Raw genomic sequence first — 21411 nt, 5'->3', positions numbered from 1 at the left:
TGACAAAATGTATTCGCTCCCGCGGCTCGCCCTCCTGGCGGCAAGTGTGGCCTTAAGTCGCAACAATTGGCTTCCGAAAGCAGGACCTCGGGCTTCATTGACGCTGCGACCATCACCATATGGTGATCCACAGCCCTCCAAAACGAGTGAAGCTCGCCCTGACGCGGTCGCACCGCGGCCGTCAGCCGGCAATGGCTATGAACCAGGAACCTGAAAAACCATGCGTGAAAATATCAGACCAGCTTCGAGAGACGTCCCCCTCATTCAGCTAGGCGTCTATCAGTGCCGCTTCCCGGTGAGCGAAGACCGGTCGGTACCCGGCGGTTATCGTTTTTGTGCCGGGCCAACTTCGCCGGATCGCGTCTATTGCGATCACCACCACGGCATCGTGACCGCCGTCGATCCTCGTCGAACCCGTTCAGGTCTCCACCCCGCTCAACGACGCGCCGCGTAAGTCAAGCGGGCGGCGGCCCCTCGAACAGGTAGCAAGGGGTCAGCGTGATGCGCTCCATATCAGTTGGGGACATCGTCGGGGTCATGCATTCCAGCTGCGGAACAAACCGGCACGCCAGCGAGTTTCTGTCCGAGGAAACTTGAGGGAAAGCCATGTCCAGATTTCTGCTGGCGACAAGCGTCGCCGTTCTTCTCGCCGGTGGGTCGGCCTTTGCCGCGGACGAGGCTCCGCTACCGCCGCCCAATGCCAAGAAATTGTCGGAGATCCTCGCCAAGGTCGAGCAACGCGACGGCTTTCGTTATGTGAAAGAGGTCGATTGGGATAGCGGCGCCTACACGGTCACCTACTACACGGCGGACAAGGCGAAGGTCGAGATCACCTACGATCCCGTGACCGCCGAGCCAAAATAGGGGTTGCCGGCAGGCAGGGGTTCCGCCCCAAATTGTCCATGCTTGGCGTATGATATCCAGGTCAAGGCGCTGGGGGGCAATCCTGTTGGCTTGGGGGCAGCATGCGATCTTCCGTTCGAATCTTTTCTTCGCGCGTGCTCGCCACCATCCTGGCCGGCGGCATCCTCGGCGCCGCTCCGGCGCGGGCCGACGGGCCATCTTTCGATTGCCGCAAGGCACGTCTGTCCGCGGAAAAAGCGATCTGCGCCGACCCGCAGCTGTCGGCCATCGATCTGCTGATCTCCAGGGCGTTCAAGGATTTCGAGCCGGCGTTCGGCGGCGACAAGCGCATGATCGCCCGCGGGCTGATCGCCGACCGCAATGCCTGCGGGAGCGACACGGCCTGCATCGTCAGCGCGCTGAACAACGCGCTGCAAACCTATGGCAATGCGCAGTCATGGGTGCAGGATTACAACATCGCGCTGATCGGCAAAAAGGCGCTGGAAGCCGCCGCGCGCAATCCGGCAGGGACCGACCAGCCCCTGCTCTCGAAAATCGGGCGATGCGCGTCCACCCATATCGAGACGCTCACCACACGTCTTGGTGACGACCCGCTGGAAACGGCCGGTCCCGAGGCGGGCAGCGCCGCGACATTCACCAATGGCGGCACCGCTGTCTCCTATGATCGCGAACCTGGCCTGGCCGCCTCGAAGGTCGGCGAACCGGTCGAGATGTGCCTGATCTCGATTCCCAGGGATTGTCCGAAGGACGATGAGCGCGGTCGGGTTTACTACGGCATCGACCTCGCCATCAAAGGATCATGGGCCCTGCCCGACTCGCAGCATTTGTGCGGCGGCGCCTGAATAGGCCACTTGGTGTTTCGCGACAGCCGCCAAGGGCGCCTCCCCTTGCGTCAGTCTCGCTTTGATGGCTGACTGCGGCGCTAGGCGCCGCATTGGGGGATGGGCATGGCGACGGCGAAGCACGTGCTAAAGCGCATATTGATGATGTTAGCCGGCTACTTTGTGTCGGTGCTGGTTGGCCTGATCGCCATCGCGGTCATTTACGCCGCGCTCAGTTCCTTGCCCAACGCGCCCGATTATTTCGACGTCATGGGCGTTTCGCCGATCGCGGTCCTGGTGGTGCCGCCGCTTGGCATGTTCGTCTATTTCCTGACGATTGTTGTGACCGCGCTGCAGACGCTGATCTTCGCGCTGATCGCCGAGGCCTTCTCGTTGCGCAATGTCCTGCTGCACATGGTCTTCGGCGCCGCCGCCGCGGTCGGCGGTTTTGCCCTGATCTGGCCAAGCGCGCCGGAGGACATGGATCCGGAACGCTGGGCCGACATCGGCATCATCGCCGCTGCCGGCCTTGTCGCCGGGCTGATCTATTGGCTGATCGCCGGGCGGGACGCCGGCTTCCGGCGACCGCTGTCGGAGCGTTAGAGACCGAGAGGTTTCTGCCTCAACTCGAAGGCGAACGCACCGCCTCGGTGGCGTCCAGGGCCTGCTTCAGCCGCGAGTCGCGGTCGTAGACGTCGTCGAAATATTCGACCTTGCCCGACAGATCAGGCCATGCGGTGAAATAGGCGACATAGACCGGGATCGTGCGTGTCACATTCTCGGTCGAGTGTCCGTGCTTCAGCTTCTCGGCGATGTCGTCCACCGAGGTGCCAAGCACCGCGGCCGCCATGCCGCGCGGGTCCTGCAGCCGCACGCAGCCATGGCTGAGCGCGCGCATATCACGCTGGAAGAAGGATTTCTGCGGCGTGTCGTGCATGTAGATCGCGTGCTTGTTGGGGAACAGGATCTTCAACTCGCCCAGCGCGTTCGCCTCGCTCGGCTGCTGGCGCACGCTGTAGGGGATGTTGGCGCCGTAGGCGCCCCAATTGACCGCCGACGAAGGAATGCGCTTGCCGCGCGAATCGGTCACCTCATAGCCGGCGCGGTCGAGATAGCCCGGATCGTTGCGCAGTCTGGGCAGCATCTCGTTGACGATGATCGACTGCGGCACGCCCCAATAGGGATGGAAATCAACCTGCTTGATCTCCTTGAAGAAGAAAGCGGTCTGGTTGGTGGTCCGGCCGATGACCACACGCGTCTTCAGCTTTTCCTCGCCATTGTCGATGTAGCTCGCGGTGAAGGCCGGCTGATTGATGAAGACACGCGGGCTGCCGAGATCGGAAGGCAGCCAGCGCAGTTCCTCCAGCGCCACTTCCACCTTCAGCAGCTTGTCGGCCTTGGATGTTCCGGCCAGCGTCGCGACGGTGCGCGGCCCGATGACGCCGTCGCCCTTCATGCCTGCCTTTTGCTGCACGGCCTTGATGATCGGAACCAGTTCCGGGTCGTAGACTTCGCTTGTGGCTAGCCTGGACAGGATCTCGCCATAGGCGCCGCCCATCTCGTCATCGAGATTGCGCGAAATCAAGGTCAGCAGCTTCGGCAGTTCGGGGCTGGTTTCGCCTGGCTTCAGCAACAGCTTGGGGTCGACGACGATTTCGTTTTCCGCACTTGCCTGCAGCGATTCCAGTTCGACGCGCAGCGCCTGGTATTCCGCATTCTGCGGATGCCGCGACTCGAGATAGGTGCGCACTTCCTGGGTATGCGCCAATGTTTTCAGCACGCCTTGCAAGTCGAGCGGCTTGGCCGGGAAATCATAGTAGCCGGTCATGCGGTTGGGCTCGACGCGGCCGTTCTGGGCGTCATGGGCATAGCGCAGCACGCGCGCCGACAGCGCCATCTCGAAGCGGACGAGCTCTTTCAGTTGCGCATTGGCGTCGGCCGTCGATGTGCCGGCGGAAGGCACTTCGACCGTATAGTCGGCGGGCGTGAGGCCATAGCTTGCAGCCTCTCCAAGGACGCGCACGGCATCCTGCGCACGGCTGTTGAGGCTGGTTCCGGTCACCCAGATGAAATCCGGATTGGCCGAGTAATAGGCTATCAGCGCCTTGGCGATGTCGGGCTCGGCATAGAGTTCGTAGTCGCTCAAGCCGGCAACCGCATCACGAAAAGCAGCGCCGGTGGCTGACGGGACGAAAGCGGCGTCCTGCGGCGTCGCCGGCTGCGGTGCCGCGGCCAGTGCCGAGAAGTCGATGCGGACCAGCCGGTCGGCCTTGTAGGTGTAGTAGGACGGGCTGCTGATTTTCACACCGCCGCCACCACCGCCGGCCGGCGCTTTCGGCTTGTGCTTCGGTGGTGGGGGCGGAAACTCACCTTGCGGCGCGCGCTTGACGCCGCCGCCGAAAAGCATGTCGAAGAGCCCCTGCGCGCCTGCCTGAGGCGTACCGAAAGCGAGCGTTGCCGTGATCGCCATCAGCGGCATCACGGTAGCTTTGTTTCCGAGGAATTTCATGGATCACCCGCTCCGGCCGCAACCGGTTCCCGTTCCGCACGCTAGATCGTCCCGCTCACCGCATGGCGGATGTAAGGCGCGACTATACTGATTCATACCGATTTCGTTAAGCTTTCATAAATTTTGGAACGCCTGTTGCAGAACGGTTTCACAACATCGTGACGGCTGGGAGCGGGGGTGTTTGCGCTCCAGCCGTGAAATGCCTGCGATCAGGCGTTGGCGCCGCCATGGGGCCAGCAACGCTGGGGCCAGCAAGGCCGGGAGGGACGAGAGCGTGAAAAAGGGTTATCGCGAACTGCTGGACGAGGCGAACGCCGAGATCAAGGTGGTGTCGCCGGAGGAAGCAGCCGGACTGCTCGACGATGAAGACACCATCTTCGTCGATCTGCGCGACCCTCGCGAGGTGGAACGCGACGGCAGGATTCCCGGCGCCAAACATGTCACGCGCGGCATGCTGGAATTCTGGATCGACCCTGAAAGCCCTTACCACAAGCCATTCTTCGCCTCGGGAAAGAGCTTCGTGTTCTTCTGCGCCGGCGGCTGGCGCTCGGCGCTGGCCACCAAGACGGCCCAGGACATGGGGCTTTCGCCGGTCAAGCACATCCTCGGCGGCTATACCGCCTGGAAAGCCGCCGGACTGCCGGTCGAACCCGGCGAGAAGAAGAAATAGGTCGATCGCCGCTCAGTGCAGCAGCGACGGCTCGCGGTGCGTTACGAAGCCGACCGCGCGTTCGACCACACCCTTGTCCGCAAGGATGCGGCGGTGGCCGAGCCCATCGGCCCAGTAAAGCCGCACGTGGCCGCCGGCGCCTGCATAGCGCCTTGCGTGATCGGCCGAGACTTCGCGGTCATCGGGGGCGTGGATGACCAGGGTCGGCACCGGCGCGTGGGCAAGCTGGCGGTCGCCGGTGAATTCGTGCAGCGGCCGGCCGGAAAGATGTTCGACACGGTCGGCCATGGCGGCTTGCGAGCGCGGGCCGACATTGAGCATGCGGCTGAAGTCGGCAAAAATCGCCGGCAAGGAACTCGGCGCCGCAATCAGCACCAGGCGATCGGCCGCCAGCGGCGGGATGTTCTTGACCGAACCGGCGATGGCATTGGCGGCGACCGCGCCGCCGAAGGAATGACCGACGGCTGCCACGAAGGGGCCGAACCATTCGCCGGCAACCCGCACCGCATCCACGGCATTGACCATGTTCAGCCGACGGCCCTGCGACTGGCCGTGGCCAGGCAGGTCAAGCGAAACGACCCTGTAGCCGGCGGCGCGATAGCCTTCGATCAACGCGCGCATATACTCGGTGCGTGAGCGCCAGCCATGGACGACAAGCACCGTGCCGGCGACTGCCCTGCCCGGCTCCGGCCGGAACTCGTGCACCATGACGCAGCCGGTCGCGGTCTTCAGCCGGTGATGACGCGCCTCGGTCATGAACGCGGCAGCACGGTCGATGGCGCGGCGTTCGCCATCGCTGAGCGCCTTGACGTTCGGCGTGCGGCAGAACAATTCGAACGCCGCGCGACCGGTCAGGCGTGGCGCGACACGCTCGGCCGCACCAAACACGCCCCGGATGACCTTCAGCCCGAATGATGCCATAGTGAGAATCCATCCATACGTTCAAGCATGAACATAATAGTTCAAAGATGAACAATAAACAAGAGCTACCTTGGGACAACCCGCGTTTTCGCAACTGGGTCGCGGTGGCGCGCGCCTGCCATGTGCTGGAGCGCACGCTGGCGGTGAAGCTCGCCCCGCTCGACCTGAAGCCGGCGCAGCTCGACGTGCTGATGAACCTCTATCGCCATCCCGGCATGTCGCAGCACGACCTTGCCCGCAAGCTGCTCGTCGGCCGCTCCAACATCACCATGCTGCTGCCGCAACTGGAAGCGCGTGGCCTGCTGCGCCGCGAAGGCGACGAGAAGGACAAGCGCATCCTGCGGCTAGCTCTCACCGAGGCCGGCGAGGCGCTGCTGATGCAGGCGCTGAAAGTGCATATGGCGCTGATCGAGAAGGCGATGAGCCAGTCAACGCCGGAACAATGCGACATGATCGGCGATCAGATGCGCAAGATTTATGAGGTGCTGAAGGAGGCGTAACGGCCCTTCAGCCCAAACTCACCACATCGTCTTCTTCGCCCGTTCCGGCCATTCCTTGTCGTAGGTCTCGCCGTCGATGGTCTTGCGGCTGGTGATTTCCAGGATCTGTCCCGGCGTCGGCAGCGACTTCGGGTCGACATGCCTCGCCGGGTTCCAGAGCTCCGAGCGGACGATGGCGCGGGCGCATTGGAAGTAGACTGAATCGATGTCGACGACGGTTACTGAGCGCGCCGCCTTGCCGTTCACCATGAATGACGCGCACAGCGCTGTATCCGTAGTGATATGAGCGCGGCCATTGACGCGCAGCGTCGTGCCGGAGCCAGGCACCAGGAACAGCAGGCCGACGCGCGGGTCGCGGATGATGTTTCTCAGCGAATCGGCGCGGTTGTTGCCGCGACGGTCCGGCATCATCAGGGTTTTCGGATCGTGGATTCGCACGAAGCCGGCGAGATCGCCGCGCGGCGAGCAATCAAGCCCTTCCGGCCCGCTGGTCGCCAGCGCGACGAAAGGTGAGGCTTCGATGAAGGCGGCATATTCTGGAATGACGTGGTCGAGTTCCTTGACCAGCGAGGCCTCGCCCGGAACGCCATAGAGCGCCTCGAGCTGCTCGACCGTGGTGATGACGGACATCTTTTTCGTCTCCAAACCTTTGCCGGCGTTACCCCACCTCGATGACGCTTTGACGACAGTGTCGGGAGCAACCTAGACTCTTTGATTTGACGCAACTCCCAAGAGAAAGCGCTATGCGCTTTTCCCGGGAAAACCGTTTCGCGCTTTTCCTGGAATTGCTCTATCGGTCCCGGCTCAAGCCCTTTTCCGCAAGCTCGGCGAGATAGGCGTCCCAGCGTGCATCCTTCTCGTGGCCGAGCGTATGCAGGTAATTCCAGGTGAAGATGCCGGTGTCGTGGAAATCGTCGAAGGTGATGCGCACGGCGTAGTTGCCGACCGGCTCGATCTTCAGGATCGCGACATTGCGCTTGCCGGGAACCGTCACCCGCTGTTCGGGCGAATGGCCCTGCACTTCGGCCGATGGCGAGGCGACGCGCAGCAGTTCCGCCGGTAGTTCGAACGGCCGATGGTCTGGAAAGGTGACGGACAGCAGCTTGCGGTCCTTCGAGACCCTGAGTTCTTTCGGTGCGGTCATGCTGCTCGATCCCGTGTCATCCACCCTTCCCTACGCCGCTTCGCCAAACGGGAAAAGGCTGTTTCAGGCCGACCGACATGCGATGTCGGCTGAAGGATGTTACCAAAGATCGAGAAGCGGTATCTTGAATGAGCGGCCGGATCGTATCACATAGCGGTATATAACGACGCCGTTCACGGCCACGGGAAGCGTTTGAAGCATGGACATGATCGACCCCTTTGGTCGCACGATCAGCTATCTCAGAGTGTCGGTCACCGACCGCTGCGATTTCCGTTGCACCTATTGCATGGCCGAGGACATGGCTTTCCTGCCAAAGAAGGACCTGCTGTCGCTGGAAGAACTCGACCGGCTCTGCACGGTCTTCATCGAAAAAGGCGTCAGGAGATTGCGCCTCACCGGCGGTGAGCCGCTGGTTCGCAAGAACATCATGCATCTGGTGCGCCAGCTGTCGCGGCATCTCGACAGCGGCGCGCTGGAAGAACTGACGCTGACCACCAACGGTTCGCAACTGTCGCGCTTTGCCGCCGAACTCGCCGATTGCGGCGTCAAGCGCATCAACGTCTCGCTCGATACGCTCGATGCCGACAAATTCCACAAGATCACCCGCTGGGGTCATCTCGACAAGGTCATGCAAGGCATCGATGCCGCGCAGGCGGCCGGGTTGAAGGTCAAGCTCAACGCGGTGGCGCTGAAGGATTTCAACGACGCCGAGCTGCCCGGGATGATGCGCTGGGCACATGGCCGCGGCATGGATTTGACGGTCATCGAAACCATGCCGATGGGCGAGATCGATGCCGACCGCACCGACCAGTACCTGCCGCTGTCGCTGCTGCGCGCGTCGCTGGAACGCCAGTTCACGCTGACCGACATTCCCTTCAAGACCGGCGGCCCGGCGCGTTACGTGCATGTCGCCGAGACTGGCGGGCGCCTCGGCTTCATCACACCGATGACGCATAATTTCTGCGAGAGCTGCAACCGCGTCCGGCTGACCTGCACCGGCACGCTCTATATGTGCCTCGGCCAGGAAGACGCCGCCGACCTGCGCGCGCCGTTGCGCGCCTCCGAAGGCAACGAACTGGTCGCCGCGGCAATAGACGAAGCGATCGGCCGCAAGCCGAAAGGCCATGACTTCATCATCGACCGCCGCACCAGCCGCCCCTCCGTTTCGCGGCATATGAGCGTCACCGGCGGCTGACCTTCCCGCCGATCTGTGCAAGACTTGCCGTGCGGTCATCGACTTCGGGGCAAGACATGCGGCGGCTCTTTTCAATCGGGACGTTTTTCGCTGCGATCGCGAGCACCGCAATTGCCGCGCCGTTCACCTATGTGAACGAGCGCTTCGGCAACCGTCTGCACCTTTCCCGACGATGTCTTCACCGAGCGCCAGCCCGAGCCCGACAATGGCGACGGACAGCAATGGCTAAGTGCCGATGGCGCCAGCCTGATCTGCTCGGGCATCCTCAACATCGACGACGACACGCCGAAAGGCTTTGTCGCGGCGGAGAAGGCGAGCAAGGAGCAGGGCTACAAGGTCACCTACAGCAAGGCCGGAAAGGACTGGGCAGTGCTGTCCGGCTTGAAGGATGGAAAGGTCTTTTACGAGCGGCGCCTGTTTGGCAAAGATGGTGTCATCCGCACGGTTTGGGTCGACTACCCGCCGGCCCTGAAGTCGAAATACGACCCGCTGGTCGGCGCCATCGCGGGCAGTCTCAAGGGGAAATGACGGTTTCGGACCACACCCCAGAAAAAGTCTTGTTCGCGAGCCGCAGCCGGATTTACGGCCAGCTTGTTCCAGCCTAGCCTTCCCCTGGAAGCGGTTCTTCGCTCACAGGGGGAATACACCATGCGCAAACTCGTTCTTTCTCTTGCATTGCTTGGTCTCGCGACCGTGCCCGCGGCGGCCCAGTCGATCGGCGGTACCTATACGGTCGTCGGCACCAACTTCGATGGATCGCCCTATGGCGGCGAGGCAACCATCGCGCTGACCAGCGGAACGACCTGCACGATCCACTGGGAGACGGGCGGCTCGTCGTCCGATGGCATCTGCATGCGCAACGATGACGCCTTCTCCGCCGGTTATGTCATGGGCAAGGATATCGGCCTCGTCGTCTACAAGATGATGGACGACGGCTCGTTGCATGGTCTGTGGACGATCGCCGGCAAGGAAGGCAATGGCACCGAGGTGCTGACGCCGAAGAAGTAAGTTCTGCCGCCATTGCAGCCGATCTTGTGGGCCGCAAACAAAGGCTGTGGCCCAGCCCTTTGCTGTTGCTGTTTCGTGCCCGGCTGTTACAGGCTTACTGCAAAGCGGAACCGGTAGTCGTCTTGCCCCTGTCTCCCAATCTTCGCGGCGCGTTGTTCATGATGGTGGCGATGGCCGGCTTCACCCTCAACGACGCCATCACCAAATACTCGTCGCAATCGATGAACATGGCGCAGGTCATGTTGATCCGTGGGGCTTTTGCTTCGCTTTTCGTCGGCTTGCTCGCCTGGCAGCGCGGCGCGCTCGCCCGCCCAGGCTCGATGCTGCAGCCTCTGGTGGCCTTGCGCGTGATCGGCGAGGCCGGCGCAACGGTGAGTTTTCTCGTCGCCCTCGCCCATTTGCCGATCGCCAATGTTTCAGCGGTGCTGCAGGCGCTGCCGCTGGCGGTGACGATGGGGGCAGCACTTGTCTTCGGCGAGGCTGTCGGATGGCGACGTTGGCTGGCCATCGCCATCGGATTTGCCGGCGTGCTGATCATCGTGCGGCCTGGCTTCGAAGGGGTCAGCACCTACTCGCTGTCGGCGCTGGCCAGCGTCGCCTGTTGTGCGGTGCGCGATCTCGCCACCAAGCGGATTCCCAAGGCTATTCCGACATTGCTGGTGTCGACCGCGACCGCGCTTGCCATGACAATTGTCGGCGCGGTGCTGTTGTCGCCGATGGGGGGCTGGACACCGATGACGGGCAACAGCACAGCCTTGTTGGCCTTGGCTGCTGTCCTGGTGCTGATCGGCTACCAGTTCATCATCATGGCGATGCGTGCGGGCGACATCTCCTTCATCGCGCCGTTCCGCTACACGGCCCTGATCTGGTCGATCCTGCTTGGCCTGTTCATCTTCGCCGATATTCCCGATCTGCCGATGATCGTCGGCGCCACGATCATCATCGGTTCCGGCCTCTATGCGCTCTACCGCGAGCGGATCGTCGGCCGGCGAAGGATCGTCGCCGAAAGCACCGGGCCGAGCATGGTGCCCGACGGAATCTAGCCGGGTCATTTGAAGGTTCTTGTGATTTCCGGCGGCTGGCGTACAGGCTTCATGGCATGAAGCGAGACCTTGCGGGGATCATTCTGGCCGGCGGCCAATCGAGACGGATGGGCGGTGGCGACAAGAGCCTGTTGCCGCTTGGCGGCGGCTGTGTGCTTGACCAGGTCGTCTCGCGCTTTGGCCCGCAGACCGCCCCCCTGGCGCTCAGCGCCAATGGCGATCCGGCACGATTCGCACGCTTTGGCCTGCCGGTGCTTGCCGACATGGTGACCGGCTTTGCCGGCCCGCTTGCCGGAATCCTCACCGGCCTGGACTGGGCCGTCGCCAACACGACTTGCAGGGCGATCGTCACCGCTGCCGGCGACACGCCCTTCCTGCCGCTGGACCTTGTCGAACGGCTGGCGGCGGCCACCGATCAAAGTCCAGGTTCGATTGCCGTCGCTTGCTCGGCCGGCAAGCGGCATCCGACCTTCGCACTCTGGCCGCTCGCCTGCCGCGACGCCTTGCGGCATTTTCTGGTCGACGAGGATAACAGGCGGGTGTCGGCTTTCATCGGCCGGCACGGTTTTGTCGAGGTGGAATTCCCTGTTCTGCAATCGGCGGGCCGCCCGGTCGACCCTTTCTTCAACATCAACGAGCCTGATGATCTTGTCTCTGCCGAGCGTCTGTTGCAGAGCATGAAACCATGAACAGGCGCGTCTTCGGCATCACCGGCTGGAAAAACTCCGGCAAGACGACATTGACCGAAAAGCTGGTCACCGAACTTGTCCGGCGCGGCTGGAAAGTATCGACGGTGAAACACGCCCATCATGACTTCGACATCGACAAGCCAGGCGCCGACAGCTTCCGCCACCGGCAGGCCGGCGCCACCGAAGTCGCGATTGTGTCGGGAAACCGCTGGGCGCTGATGCATGAATTGCGCGGCGAGGACGAGCCGACCCTGGAGGCGATTCTGTCGCGGCTTGCCCCTTGCGATCTGGTGCTGGTCGAAGGCTACAAGCGTGAGGCCCACCGCAAGATCGAAACCCGCCGGCTGGACGCGAAGGACCGCACGCCGCTTTCAGCAGGCGATCCCAACATCGTCGCCGTCGCCGCCGATTTTGCGGCTGAAGGCGAGCATCTGCCGGTATTCGATCTCAACGATGCAAAGTCGATAGCCGACTTCATCGAGCGCGCCACTGGGCTCGTTGCTTGAGCGCTGACGCAGCGGCAGAATATCCTTGCCCATTTTTGTGGTTTTGCAGTTGCTTTTTTCTTGGAAAGAGTGGGAGTATCGCGCCAGCGGGCGGTCAAAAGCACCGCCCCACAGAGCCGTATGGAACGACGGCCGGGACCATAAAGAGAGGACTATCATGCGTATTGCACTGCGTATCGCGCTCGCCGCTTCGGCCGCGCTGCTGACGCTCGGCGTAGCCCAGGCCCAGGAAAAGACCCTGAGGATCGGCACCGAAGGCGCCTACCCGCCATTCAACAATTTGACGTCCGACGGCCAGCTCGTGGGCTTCGACATCGACATCGCCAAGGCGCTTTGTGATGAGATGAAGGTCAAGTGCACCTTCGTAGCCCAGGATTGGGACGGCATCATTCCAGCCCTCCAGGCTGGCAAATTCGACGCCATCGTCGCCTCGATGTCGATCACGCCGGAGCGGAAGGAGAAGGTCGACTTTTCGAACAAATACTACAACACGCCGTCTGCGATCGCCGTACCCAAGGACAGCACGCTGAAAGGCGTGACCAAGGAAGATCTCGCCGGCAAGACCATCGGCGTCGCCACCACCACCACGCATTTCAACTATGCCTCGAAGACGTACACCGACAGCACCGTCAAGGGCTATCCGAGCAGCCCCGAGGAGCAGGCAGATCTCGCCAATGGTCGCCTCGACGCCATCGAGGACGATATCGTCGTGCTGCAGCAGTTTCTGGATTCGCCTGATGGCGCCTGCTGCAAGATCCTCGGCCAGCCTTCGCCGCAACCGGTCGAGATCTTCGGGCCGGGCGCAGGCATTGCCGTGCGCAAGGGCGAGACCGACCTAGTCAACAAGCTCAATTCGGCCATCGACGCCATCCGCGCCAATGGAAAATACAAGGAAATCAACGACAAGTACTTCAAGTTCGACGTCTACGGCGCCGAGTCCTGATAACTAGGCTCAAGACGGCGGGGAATTTCCCCGCCGTCTTTCTATTCGTCTCGGGAACGCCGTGGAGATAAGACCGGTCAATGCCAGCCCAGAGCATATGGACACTTCTCAGTTGGGGACCTGAAGGCTGGCTTGACGATATCGCCTATGGCGCACTGATCACCATTGCGCTTGCGCTTGCCACGCTGCCCATCGGATTGGCGATCGGCTTTTTCATTGCGCTCGCCAAGCAGTCCGAGGAACCCTCGCTGCGCCTTGCCGCCAACATCTACACCACGGTCTTTCGCGGCCTGCCGGAGCTGGTGACGCTTTTCCTGTTCTTCTTCGGCATGCCGATCCTGCTGCAGCATCTTGTCCGGTATTTCCGGCCTGACGCCACCATCGACGTCAACAGCTTCGTCGCCGGCATGATCGTGCTTGCGCTGATCTTCTCGTCCTATGCCAGCGAGGTTTTCCTTTCGGCCTTCCGCGCCATTCCGAAAGGCCAGTATGAGGGCGGCTACGCCATCGGTCTTTCCAACTGGCTGACCATGCGCAAGGTGATCGTGCCGCAGCTGCTTCGCATCGCGTTTCCAGGCTTGGAGAACTGCTGGCTCAGCCTGCTCAAGGACACGTCTCTGGTATCGGTCGTCGGCTTGGCCGAGACGCTGCGCAATGCCAGCATTGCCGCCCGCGTCACCAAGCACGCTTTCCTGTTCTTCGGCGTTGCCTCCCTGGTCTTTCTTGGCCTGGCCGTCGTGTCGTCCTTCGCCACCAGCGCAATTTTGCGCTCGCTTGGCCGGCGGGAGGCGCAACGATGAGCGCCGCAGCCATGGTCGAACGGCCCCCGCCACGGGCGCGCGGCTGGCCGCGCAGGCGTATTGCCGGTTATGCGCTGGTCTGCCTGTGGATTTTATTCGGCATTGGCATCGTCAGCTATCTGGTCCTTGCCTGGAACGCCGATTTCTTCGCCAAATATGCGCCGGCCTATTTGCGAGGGCTTGGGGTAACGCTCGCACTGGTTTCCATATCAATGGTGCTCGGTGCGATACTGTCGGTGCCTGTCGCCTATGGGCGCATGTCCAAGAACCGGATCCTGTCCGGCCTCGCCTATTGCTACGTCTATTTCTTCCGCGGCACGCCGCTGCTGGTCCAAACCTATCTGGTCTACTATGGATTGGGCTCGTTCAGGGTCGAACTCCAGTCGGTTGGCCTCTGGGATTTTTTCAAGGATGCGTTCAACTGCGGCGTCTTTGCCTTTGCGCTCAACACCGCCGCCTACCAGGCAGAGATCCTGCGCGGCGCCATCGAGAGCGTGCCAAGAGGGCAATGGGAAGGGGCGGCCTCGCTTGGCCTGCACAAGTTGCAGACCTTGCGCAAGATCATCCTGCCGCAAGCTTTGATCGTCGCCTTGCGGCCCTATGGCAACGAACTGATCCTGATGGTCAAGGCGTCCGCCATCGTCGCCATCATCACGGTCTATGATCTGATGGGCAATGCAAAGCTCGCCTTCGCCAACTCGTTCGACATTCAGGCCTATATCTGGGTCGCCCTCGTCTATCTGGTGATGGTCGAGATTCTGCGCCATGGCATTGAATGGATCGAGCGCCGGATCACCATTCACCTGAAACGCTGACCATTTTCAGTTCGGCTGTGCCAGTCGATCCGGCCATACGCGTCTTGACGAATTGAGCGCAGAGCCTAGAGCTTTCGCAGCAAATTCCATTTCCATTCTGAAGGGCAGGCTCATGGCATCTGTTGCATTTCTCGGTCTTGGCGTGATGGGCTATCCGATGGCCGCGCACTTGAAGAACAAGGGCGGCCACGACGTCACGGTCTACAACCGCACCAAGGCCAAGGCCGAGCAATGGGTTGGCCAGCATGGCGGCAGCCTGGCGGTGACGCCGGCGCAGGCCGCCGACGGCAAGGACTTTGTCTTCTCCTGCGTCGGCAATGACGACGATCTGCGTTCGGTGACGACGGGTCCGGAAGGCGCCTTCAAATCGATGAAGAAGGGTTCGGTCTTCATCGACAACACCACGGCCTCGGCCGAGGTCGCACGCGAACTGGCGGCGGCGGCGGAAGCTGGCGGTTTTTCATTCCTGGATGCGCCGGTCTCGGGTGGCCAGGCCGGTGCCGAGAATGGCCTGCTGACCGTCATGGTCGGCGGCGAGCAGGACGCTTTCGACAGGGCGAAGCCTGTCATCGATGCCTTTGCCCGCATGGTCGGCCTGATGGGGTCGGCCGGGGCCGGCCAGCTCACCAAGATGATCAACCAGATCTGCATCGCCGGACTGGTGCAGGGACTTTCCGAAGGTATCCATTTCGGCAAGAAGGCCGGGCTCGACATCGAGAAGGTCATCGAGGTGATTTCCAAGGGCGCCGCAGGCTCCTGGCAGATGGAGAACCGCCACAAGACGATGAATGCCGGCAAATATGATTTTGGCTTCGCCGTCGACTGGATGCGCAAGGACCTTGGCATCTGCCTGGCGGAAGCCGACCGCAACGGCGCCAAATTGCCGGTGACCGCGCTCGTCGACCAGTTCTATAAGGATGTGCAGGCGATGGGCGGCAAGCGCTGGGACACGTCTTCGCTGCTGGCGCGTCTCGAGAAATAGGTTTCTGCGGTGGCAGCGCTCTCGCCTCAATCCAGTGCCGGGGAAATTGTCGCCCACCTGCGCGCCATCGGCTCGGAGGAGAACCGCCTCGGCATGTTGCGCTACGGTATCAAGATCGAGCGCGCGCTTGGCATCTCGCACGGTGTGCAGCGGCAGATCGCGCGGACGATCAAACGCAACCATGAGCGCGCCTTCGAGCTGTGGGAGACGGGGATCATGGAGGCGCAGTTCATCGCTTCCGTCACGGCTGACCCGCAGCGGTTTTCTGCTGAAGATGCAAGGCAATGGGCGGCGTCCTTCGATTCCTGGGACATCGTCGATGGCGTCTCGGATCTCTTTGTCGATACGGACGCTTGGAAAGAACTGATCGCCGAATTCGCGGCCGACGAGCGGGAATTCGTTCGGCGCACGGCCTTTGCCATGATGGCCTGGTCGGTCGTCCACCGGAAGAAGGAGCCGGAGACGACCTTTCTCGCCTTCCTGCCGATCATCGAAGCGCATGCCACCGACAGCCGCAATTTCGTGAAGAAAGCCGTGAACTGGGCGCTCCGGTCGATCGGCAAACGATCCATGAATATGCACGGCGCTGCCCTTGCTGTCGCCGAACGGCTGGCGCAGTCGACCGACAAGACGGCGCGCTGGATTGGCAAGGACGCAGTGCGGGAGCTGACCAATGCCAAGACGCTCGAGCGTATCGCCGCCAGGAAAGGCTGACGGAGCGGAAATCCGCTTCTCGGAGGTGACGCGATCGACACGCGCCGATTTCGAAAACCTGTTCGAGGAGCCGGGCGGGCCGAAATATTGCTGGTGCATGGCCTGGCGCAACCTTCCCAGCCGCGAGCATGTCCCGAACGACGAAAAGAAACGGGCCATCATTTCGCTCATCGAGGCCGATACGCCCGTCGGCATCCTCGCCCAGGTTGAAGGCAGAACCCTCGGCTGGTGCTCGGTTGCGCCGCGCGAGACCTATCGCCGGCTTTCCCGGCAGCAGGACGACAGCGAGACCGGCGTGTGGTCGATCGTTTGCTTCTATGTGCCGAGAGCCCTGCGCGGCGGCGGGTTGGCGTCGGCGCTGCTCGACGCGGCGATAGATCACGCCTTCGCCAAGGGCGCCAGCACGATCGAGGCTTACCCGGTCGATCAGGCGTCGCCGAGCTACAGTTTCATGGGCTTTCGCGACATGTTCGCGGCTCGCGGGTTCCAAGAGACTGGGATGGCCGGCTCTCGACGACATGTGATGCGGCTGGAGCGTTGACGTCGTTGGTGGCGGCGTCTTTACTCCAGATTTAAAGGACGCGGCCAATGAGCAATCCTATCAGATCAACCATAGCGCTCGCAGTTGCGTTGTCTGCGCTCGTTGCTTCTGATGCCTCGGCCGAGACCGCGCACATATTCTGGAAGGATCTGCGCCCGGCCACGCAATCCGCCGCCGAAAACGTCGGGCTGCCGATGATCGCGGCAAAATTGCCCGACCATGGCGAGACGCTGTCCCTCAACCTGCAGGACAAGAGCATTCAGTTGGCCGGCTATGCATTACCCGTCGATCGCGATGGTGATCTCGTCTATCAGTTCCTGCTGGTGCCGTGGACGGGGGCCTGCAGCCACATGCCGACGCCGCCGCCCAACCAGATCGTTCTGGTCACGCCGGCTCACCCCTACAAGATGTCGCAAGCCTACCAGCCGGTCGCCGTCACCGGGGCGCTGAAGCCGGACATGGAGAAGAGCCAGCTGTTCATTCTCGACGGCGTCAGCGTCATCCAATCCGGCTACACGGTGCGCAAGGCAGAGGTGGCCGCCGTCGACAGCGTGCCGGACACCATTACGCTGCCGGTGAACTCGCCCTGGAGTTTCCTCAACAAAAAGAAGAACTAAGCGGGACAACCTTGTGCAAGGCCAAGCTCAGGCAGCGTTGGCACCCGATTCCTTGTCCAGCACCATGTAGTCGAGCGGAATTTCCGTGGTGTACTTGATCTGCTCCATGGCGAAGGACGAAGACACGTCACGGATTTCGATCTTGGCGATCAGCCGCTTGTAGAAGGCGTCATAGGCGGCGATATCGGGCACCACGACGCGCAGGAGATAGTCGACGTCGCCGCTCATGCGGTAGAACTCGACCACCTCGGGAAACTCCTGGATGACTTCAGAGAAACGCCGCAGCCATTCATGGCTGTGCGAATTGGTGCGGATCGACACGAAGACGGTGACGCGCACATTGACCTTTTCATGGTCGAGAATGGCAACGCGCCGCTTGATGACGCCCTCTTCCTCGAGCTTCTGGATGCGCCTCCAGCAAGGCGTCGTCGACAGCCCGACTTTCTTGGCAACATCGGCGACCGCGAGTGTCGCGTCTTCCTGCAAGAGGCGGAGAATTTTTCTATCGAGGCGATCCATATCGTGCTCCCAAGGGAATAGATTGCCTATACTCTGCCTTATCTGGGCCTTTCACAAGAAAGAAATTCTGCCGATCAGGCAAAAAGCGAGTGATTTCTTGCTGAAAGGTCAACTGAGGCGATAGCGGATTTCCGAACGCAGAAAAGGCAGCAAATCCATTTCAAACCATGGATTCTTCTTCAGCCAGCCGGTATTGCGCCACGACGGATGCGGCAGCGGCAGCACTTTCAGGCCGCTGGAATTCTCCCAGATGGCACGCCAGTCCATCACCGTTTCCGTCAGCGAGGGCCGGCGCGCCGCACCCATGTGCCAGGATTGCGCATAGATGCCGATCGTCAGCACCAGGTCGATCCGTGGCATCAAGGCCATCAAGGGCGCGCGCCAGGCCGGCGCGCATTCGCGCCTCGGCGGCAGGTCCCCACCCTTGGCATCCTGGCCGGGAAAGCAGAAGCCCATCGGCACGATGGCGAATTTTTCGATGTCGTAGAATTCGTCGCTCGTCACATCAAGCCAACTGCGCAAGCGGTCGCCGGAGGCATCGGTGAACGGCATACCCGACAGATGCACCTTGGTCCCCGGCGCCTGGCTGGCGATCAGGATTCGGGCGCTGGACGAGGGTCGCAAAACCGGGCGTGGGTCGTGCGGCAACGGCTTGCCGATCGGGTTTTCCACGCAGATGCGGCAAGCGCGGACCGTGGCAGTCAAGCTTTCGAGTTCGACAGTCATACTCAGGCTGATGCGCTCGGACGGCTGGAGACGACCTGATGCCAGCGCAACACATTCGCGCATTCATCCGGCACTTTGATGCGTGCAGGCTTCATGAAGTCGACGGCGATCAGGCCGGTGATATCGGCGATCGAATAGCTGTCGCCGGCGATGAACTCCCGGTTGCTCAGTTCGCCGTCCAACAGCCTGAGGAACTCAACGGCCTTCGGCTTGTTGGCCTCACCCCATTCGGGGATCTGCGGGATTTCCCATTTCTTCATGGCCGGATGGATGTGGCGAAAGGCCTGCGCGACACAACTGAGCAAATTGAATTCCATCCGTCGCTGCCACATCTCGACCTGCGCCTTGCCGAGCGCGCCACGCCCGAACAAAGCGGGCTCCGGATACAACTCCTCGAAATAGCGGCAGATGGCGACGGATTCGGTGATGACAGTGCCGTCGTCGAGTTCCAGCACCGGCAGACGCTGCAAGGGGTTGCGCGAGCTGACCACCTGTTGTCTGTGCTCCAGTGCCCCCATGTCGATGGCTACCTGTGGAACCGTGATGCCTTTCTCGGCGAGGAAAACGCGGACCCGCCGTGGATTAGGCGCCCGGCCGCCGTCGAAGAGCTTCATGTCCATCCTCCCATTCGTCGCGGTTCAGTTACAGGATGCGCATCACCAGAAGCGAAAAATCTCACGCACGGCATCGCCGATCGACGCCAGTGTGCCGTGCTTTCTCTCGACGACTTCGCCGTGATGGCTGTCGCGCCAGTCCTGCGGCGGGTCGAACGTTCCCGCCCAGATGCCGGCCTTTCCCGTACGGGCGACGGCTTCCTCGCTCTCGAAGTCGCCATAAGCAACCGCCCAGCCCGCCTCGACCTGCGCGCGGTTGAGATCCTTGCCGCCGGCGGTGCAGTCGCCAAGCAGCCGGCCATAGCGGTCACGCTGCCAGCCGGCACAAGAGACAGGCTTGCCGGCGATCAGGCGCACGAGCGACTGACGCGCGAGCGTGCCGCAGGGATAGTCGGCGCCATTTCTGCGGCAAGTCTGCATATACTCCGGAGCATCGATGCCGCGCATGCGGATGCGCTCAGTGCCAAGCGTGATCGAATCGCCGTCGTTGATGATTGCCACGCCTTGCGTCTTGCGGGTTTCAACCCGGTCGAGGCGGGCCGCCAGCAGGATCAATAGCCCGAGAATGATTGATGTAAGCCCGTAATCCACCAGCCGGCGCCACAGGCTTCTGGGTGGCGCAACGTATCGCCGGCGCGGCCTCGGCGACCAGGATCGGCTCATATGGCAAACGGTTGGTTAATCATTCGAACGTAGCTTAACACTTGGAAACCGCTGCTCGCATAAATTGAAGTTTTGATGCCCTTGCAACGCTCGAACACAGCGGACAAGTTCATTGTGGACCGCAGGAAACCTCATCGCAACAGCGATGTGGCGCGCGCGGTGCGCAAGACGCGTGACCGTCTTTCACAGCAGGCCGGCAATCCCGATTTCGATCGCGAACTGCTGAAGCTCCACGCCCGCGCAATGACAAGCGGCGCCATCGCCATCCCGCTTCTCATCCTGGCGATCGCGGCTGCTGGCCGTCTGGCCGGCGTCGGCAACGAGATCGGGCTCTGGGCACTGTTCACACTGACCTGCTACACCATCGTCGCCTTCATGGCGCGGCGCATTGAGCGCACGGAAGCTTCCGAACTCAACCCTTTGCAAACACGACGGGAATTCCTGGTCTGCCATTTCCTTTGCGGTCTCGGCTGGGCCTGGTTCGTCTGGCTTGGCTGCGGTGCCTGCCAGGTCGACCAGTTCCAGCTGGTCAAGGCCGTGGTGCTGCTGTTCGCCATGGCGGCGACCGCGGTGATGACCTCATCCCTGGGCGGGGCGCTATTGGCGACGTTTGCCGTTCCCGTGGCGCTCTACGCCTATGCCGGCTTCAAGCTATGGATGCCGGTCGAGGCGATCATGGCCGGGCTGCTGGTCGTGTCGCTGCCCTTCTTTGCCTACGTGGCGCGTCACCTCAACCGCTCGTCCCTGATGGTGTTGTCGTTCCGCTCTGAAAAGGATGCGCTGATCGCCGAACTGGAGACGGCGAAATCGATGTCGGACGAGGCGCGGCGGCGGGCGGAAGACGCCAATCTGGCGAAATCGCGGTTCCTTGCTTCGATGAGCCACGAACTGCGCACGCCGCTCAATGCCATTCTTGGCTTTTCCGAGGTGATGTCGAACGAGGTGCTGGGGCCGATGAGCAATCCCACCTATCGCGACTACGCGCACGACGTGCACGAATCCGGCCAGCATCTGCTCGACCTGATCAATGAGATCCTCGACCTGTCGCGCATCGAGGCCGGCCGCTACCAGCTTAATGAAGAGCCGGTGATGCTGCTGAACATCGTCGAGGATTGCTGTCACATGATGGAACTGAGGGCGCGCAACAAAGACATCCGCATCGTCCAGGATTTCGAGCATCAGTTGCCCCGCCTGTTCGCCGACGAGCGGGCGGTGCGGCAGATCACGCTCAACCTTCTGTCGAATGCGATCAAGTTCACCGCCACCGGCGGCGAAATCCGCGTCCGCGTCGGCTGGACGGCGGGCGGCGGGCAATACATATCGATCAAGGACAATGGCCCGGGCATACCGGAAGACGAAATCCCGGTGGTGCTCTCAGCCTTCGGCCAGGGTTCGATCGCCATCAAGAGCGCCGAGCAAGGCACCGGACTTGGCCTGCCGATCGTGCAAGGCCTGCTTGCCATGCATGGCGGTGAGTTCGAACTTCATTCCAAGCTGCGCGAAGGGACAGAGGCGATCGCCATCTTCCCGCTGAGCCGGGTGATGGAGGAATTGCCCGCGCTGCCGACAGCGGCGGTAGCAGCTCGGCGGCGATAGTCGAAGTCGTT

Annotated in this window: 27 protein-coding genes; 19 read left to right on the top strand and 8 right to left on the bottom strand. The window is 62.0% G+C overall.

Going from position 1 to position 21411, the window contains the following annotated elements; genetic code table 11:
- Positions 1 to 606 precede the first annotated feature (606 nt).
- The 3 genes from ACZ89F_RS14150 to ACZ89F_RS14140 all read left to right on the top strand — a co-directional run bounded on the left by ACZ89F_RS14150 (position 607) and on the right by ACZ89F_RS14140 (position 2288).
- A complete protein-coding gene (locus ACZ89F_RS14150) occupies positions 607 to 864 on the top strand; it encodes a PepSY domain-containing protein (protein WP_476092482.1) in 258 nt (85 codons plus the stop codon).
- A gap of 101 nt (positions 865 to 965) precedes the next feature.
- Positions 966 to 1706, top strand: coding sequence for a lysozyme inhibitor LprI family protein (locus ACZ89F_RS14145; RefSeq protein WP_476092481.1), 741 nt, complete (start codon positions 966 to 968; stop codon positions 1704 to 1706).
- A 99-nt stretch (positions 1707 to 1805) separates the two neighbouring features.
- Positions 1806 to 2288, top strand: a complete 483-nt coding sequence (locus ACZ89F_RS14140; protein ID WP_476092480.1) for a hypothetical protein — start codon at positions 1806 to 1808, stop codon at positions 2286 to 2288.
- 19 nt (positions 2289 to 2307) lie between these two features.
- Here the strand turns inward: ACZ89F_RS14140 and ACZ89F_RS14135 are convergent, their stop codons facing one another.
- Entirely contained in the window at positions 2308 to 4194 is a 1887-nt protein-coding gene (locus tag ACZ89F_RS14135) for a L,D-transpeptidase family protein (RefSeq protein ID WP_476092478.1), read from the bottom strand.
- 274 nt (positions 4195 to 4468) lie between these two features.
- Between ACZ89F_RS14135 and ACZ89F_RS14130 the strand changes: the two genes are divergently transcribed.
- Positions 4469 to 4864, top strand: coding sequence for a rhodanese-like domain-containing protein (locus ACZ89F_RS14130; protein ID WP_476092476.1), 396 nt, complete (start codon positions 4469 to 4471; stop codon positions 4862 to 4864).
- Positions 4865 to 4876: 12 nt separating this feature from the next.
- Here the strand turns inward: ACZ89F_RS14130 and ACZ89F_RS14125 are convergent, their stop codons facing one another.
- Positions 4877 to 5785, bottom strand: a complete 909-nt coding sequence (locus ACZ89F_RS14125; protein ID WP_476092475.1) for an alpha/beta hydrolase — start codon at positions 5783 to 5785, stop codon at positions 4877 to 4879.
- Between the two features lie 47 nt (positions 5786 to 5832).
- Between ACZ89F_RS14125 and ACZ89F_RS14120 the strand changes: the two genes are divergently transcribed.
- Positions 5833 to 6285 (top strand): MarR family winged helix-turn-helix transcriptional regulator, encoded by a 453-nt coding sequence (locus ACZ89F_RS14120; protein ID WP_109671239.1) that lies wholly within the window; start codon positions 5833 to 5835, stop codon positions 6283 to 6285.
- Positions 6286 to 6303: 18 nt separating this feature from the next.
- Here ACZ89F_RS14120 and ACZ89F_RS14115 read toward each other — a convergent pair whose 3' ends face one another.
- Complete coding sequence (locus ACZ89F_RS14115; protein ID WP_476092474.1) at positions 6304 to 6915, bottom strand: pyridoxamine 5'-phosphate oxidase family protein; 612 nt, start codon at positions 6913 to 6915, stop codon at positions 6304 to 6306.
- Between the two features lie 160 nt (positions 6916 to 7075).
- Positions 7076 to 7429, bottom strand: coding sequence for a gamma-butyrobetaine hydroxylase family protein (locus ACZ89F_RS14110; protein WP_109671237.1), 354 nt, complete (start codon positions 7427 to 7429; stop codon positions 7076 to 7078).
- Between the two features lie 199 nt (positions 7430 to 7628).
- Between ACZ89F_RS14110 and moaA the strand changes: the two genes are divergently transcribed.
- The 13 genes from moaA (at position 7629) to ACZ89F_RS14045 (ending at position 17282) form a co-directional block, all read left to right on the top strand.
- Entirely contained in the window at positions 7629 to 8624 is a 996-nt protein-coding gene (gene moaA, locus ACZ89F_RS14105; RefSeq protein ID WP_476092473.1) for a GTP 3',8-cyclase MoaA, read from the top strand.
- A gap of 369 nt (positions 8625 to 8993) precedes the next feature.
- The gene (locus tag ACZ89F_RS14100) at positions 8994 to 9152 is read left to right on the top strand and encodes a hypothetical protein (RefSeq protein WP_476092471.1); all 159 of its coding nucleotides are present in this window, start codon (positions 8994 to 8996) and stop codon (positions 9150 to 9152) included.
- 120 nt (positions 9153 to 9272) lie between these two features.
- A complete protein-coding gene (locus ACZ89F_RS14095) occupies positions 9273 to 9632 on the top strand; it encodes a hypothetical protein (RefSeq protein ID WP_476092469.1) in 360 nt (119 codons plus the stop codon).
- A gap of 122 nt (positions 9633 to 9754) precedes the next feature.
- Entirely contained in the window at positions 9755 to 10675 is a 921-nt protein-coding gene (locus ACZ89F_RS14090; protein ID WP_476092467.1) for a DMT family transporter, read from the top strand.
- Between the two features lie 56 nt (positions 10676 to 10731).
- The gene (gene mobA / locus ACZ89F_RS14085; RefSeq protein ID WP_476092465.1) at positions 10732 to 11364 is read left to right on the top strand and encodes a molybdenum cofactor guanylyltransferase MobA; all 633 of its coding nucleotides are present in this window, start codon (positions 10732 to 10734) and stop codon (positions 11362 to 11364) included.
- Positions 11361 to 11870, top strand: coding sequence for a molybdopterin-guanine dinucleotide biosynthesis protein B (mobB, locus tag ACZ89F_RS14080; protein ID WP_476092463.1), 510 nt, complete (start codon positions 11361 to 11363; stop codon positions 11868 to 11870). Before mobA ends, mobB begins: the two co-directional genes overlap by 4 nt.
- 157 nt (positions 11871 to 12027) lie before the next feature.
- On the top strand, positions 12028 to 12813 hold the full coding sequence (locus tag ACZ89F_RS14075; protein WP_476092461.1) for an ABC transporter substrate-binding protein: 786 nt from the start codon (positions 12028 to 12030) through the stop codon (positions 12811 to 12813).
- 80 nt (positions 12814 to 12893) lie between these two features.
- Complete coding sequence (locus ACZ89F_RS14070) at positions 12894 to 13613, top strand: ABC transporter permease (protein WP_476092460.1); 720 nt, start codon at positions 12894 to 12896, stop codon at positions 13611 to 13613.
- The gene (locus ACZ89F_RS14065; RefSeq protein WP_476092458.1) at positions 13610 to 14428 is read left to right on the top strand and encodes an ABC transporter permease; all 819 of its coding nucleotides are present in this window, start codon (positions 13610 to 13612) and stop codon (positions 14426 to 14428) included. Before ACZ89F_RS14070 ends, ACZ89F_RS14065 begins: the two co-directional genes overlap by 4 nt.
- A 112-nt stretch (positions 14429 to 14540) precedes the next feature.
- Complete coding sequence (locus tag ACZ89F_RS14060) at positions 14541 to 15410, top strand: NAD(P)-dependent oxidoreductase (protein ID WP_476092456.1); 870 nt, start codon at positions 14541 to 14543, stop codon at positions 15408 to 15410.
- A 9-nt stretch (positions 15411 to 15419) separates the two neighbouring features.
- Positions 15420 to 16124, top strand: a complete 705-nt coding sequence (locus ACZ89F_RS14055; protein ID WP_476092454.1) for a DNA alkylation repair protein — start codon at positions 15420 to 15422, stop codon at positions 16122 to 16124.
- Complete coding sequence (locus ACZ89F_RS14050; protein ID WP_476092452.1) at positions 16084 to 16665, top strand: GNAT family N-acetyltransferase; 582 nt, start codon at positions 16084 to 16086, stop codon at positions 16663 to 16665. The genes ACZ89F_RS14055 and ACZ89F_RS14050 overlap by 41 nt, the downstream gene beginning before the upstream one ends.
- A gap of 47 nt (positions 16666 to 16712) precedes the next feature.
- Complete coding sequence (locus tag ACZ89F_RS14045) at positions 16713 to 17282, top strand: DUF3299 domain-containing protein (protein ID WP_476092451.1); 570 nt, start codon at positions 16713 to 16715, stop codon at positions 17280 to 17282.
- Between the two features lie 27 nt (positions 17283 to 17309).
- On the opposite strand, the gene ACZ89F_RS14040 is transcribed toward ACZ89F_RS14045, so the two are convergent.
- From ACZ89F_RS14040 to ACZ89F_RS14025, 4 genes are all read right to left on the bottom strand, one after another.
- Positions 17310 to 17801: an Lrp/AsnC family transcriptional regulator gene (locus ACZ89F_RS14040; RefSeq protein WP_006205209.1), complete on the bottom strand. Its 492-nt coding sequence runs from the start codon at positions 17799 to 17801 to the stop codon at positions 17310 to 17312.
- A gap of 108 nt (positions 17802 to 17909) precedes the next feature.
- On the bottom strand, positions 17910 to 18590 hold the full coding sequence (locus ACZ89F_RS14035; RefSeq protein ID WP_476092449.1) for a uracil-DNA glycosylase family protein: 681 nt from the start codon (positions 18588 to 18590) through the stop codon (positions 17910 to 17912).
- Entirely contained in the window at positions 18530 to 19141 is a 612-nt protein-coding gene (locus ACZ89F_RS14030; RefSeq protein ID WP_476092448.1) for a glutathione S-transferase, read from the bottom strand. Before ACZ89F_RS14030 ends, ACZ89F_RS14035 begins: the two co-directional genes overlap by 61 nt.
- A 42-nt stretch (positions 19142 to 19183) precedes the next feature.
- Positions 19184 to 19804: a thermonuclease family protein gene (locus ACZ89F_RS14025; protein WP_476092447.1), complete on the bottom strand. Its 621-nt coding sequence runs from the start codon at positions 19802 to 19804 to the stop codon at positions 19184 to 19186.
- A gap of 75 nt (positions 19805 to 19879) precedes the next feature.
- Here ACZ89F_RS14025 and ACZ89F_RS14020 point away from each other — a divergent pair, with 75 nt between their 5' ends.
- Entirely contained in the window at positions 19880 to 21400 is a 1521-nt protein-coding gene (locus ACZ89F_RS14020; protein WP_476092446.1) for a sensor histidine kinase, read from the top strand.
- Positions 21401 to 21411: the final 11 nt, after the last annotated feature.

It is taken from the genome of Mesorhizobium sp. USDA 3734, from assembly GCF_056279665.1.
Note: the sequence above shows the minus strand (reverse complement) of the source record. Positions and strands in the feature narration are given on the sequence as shown.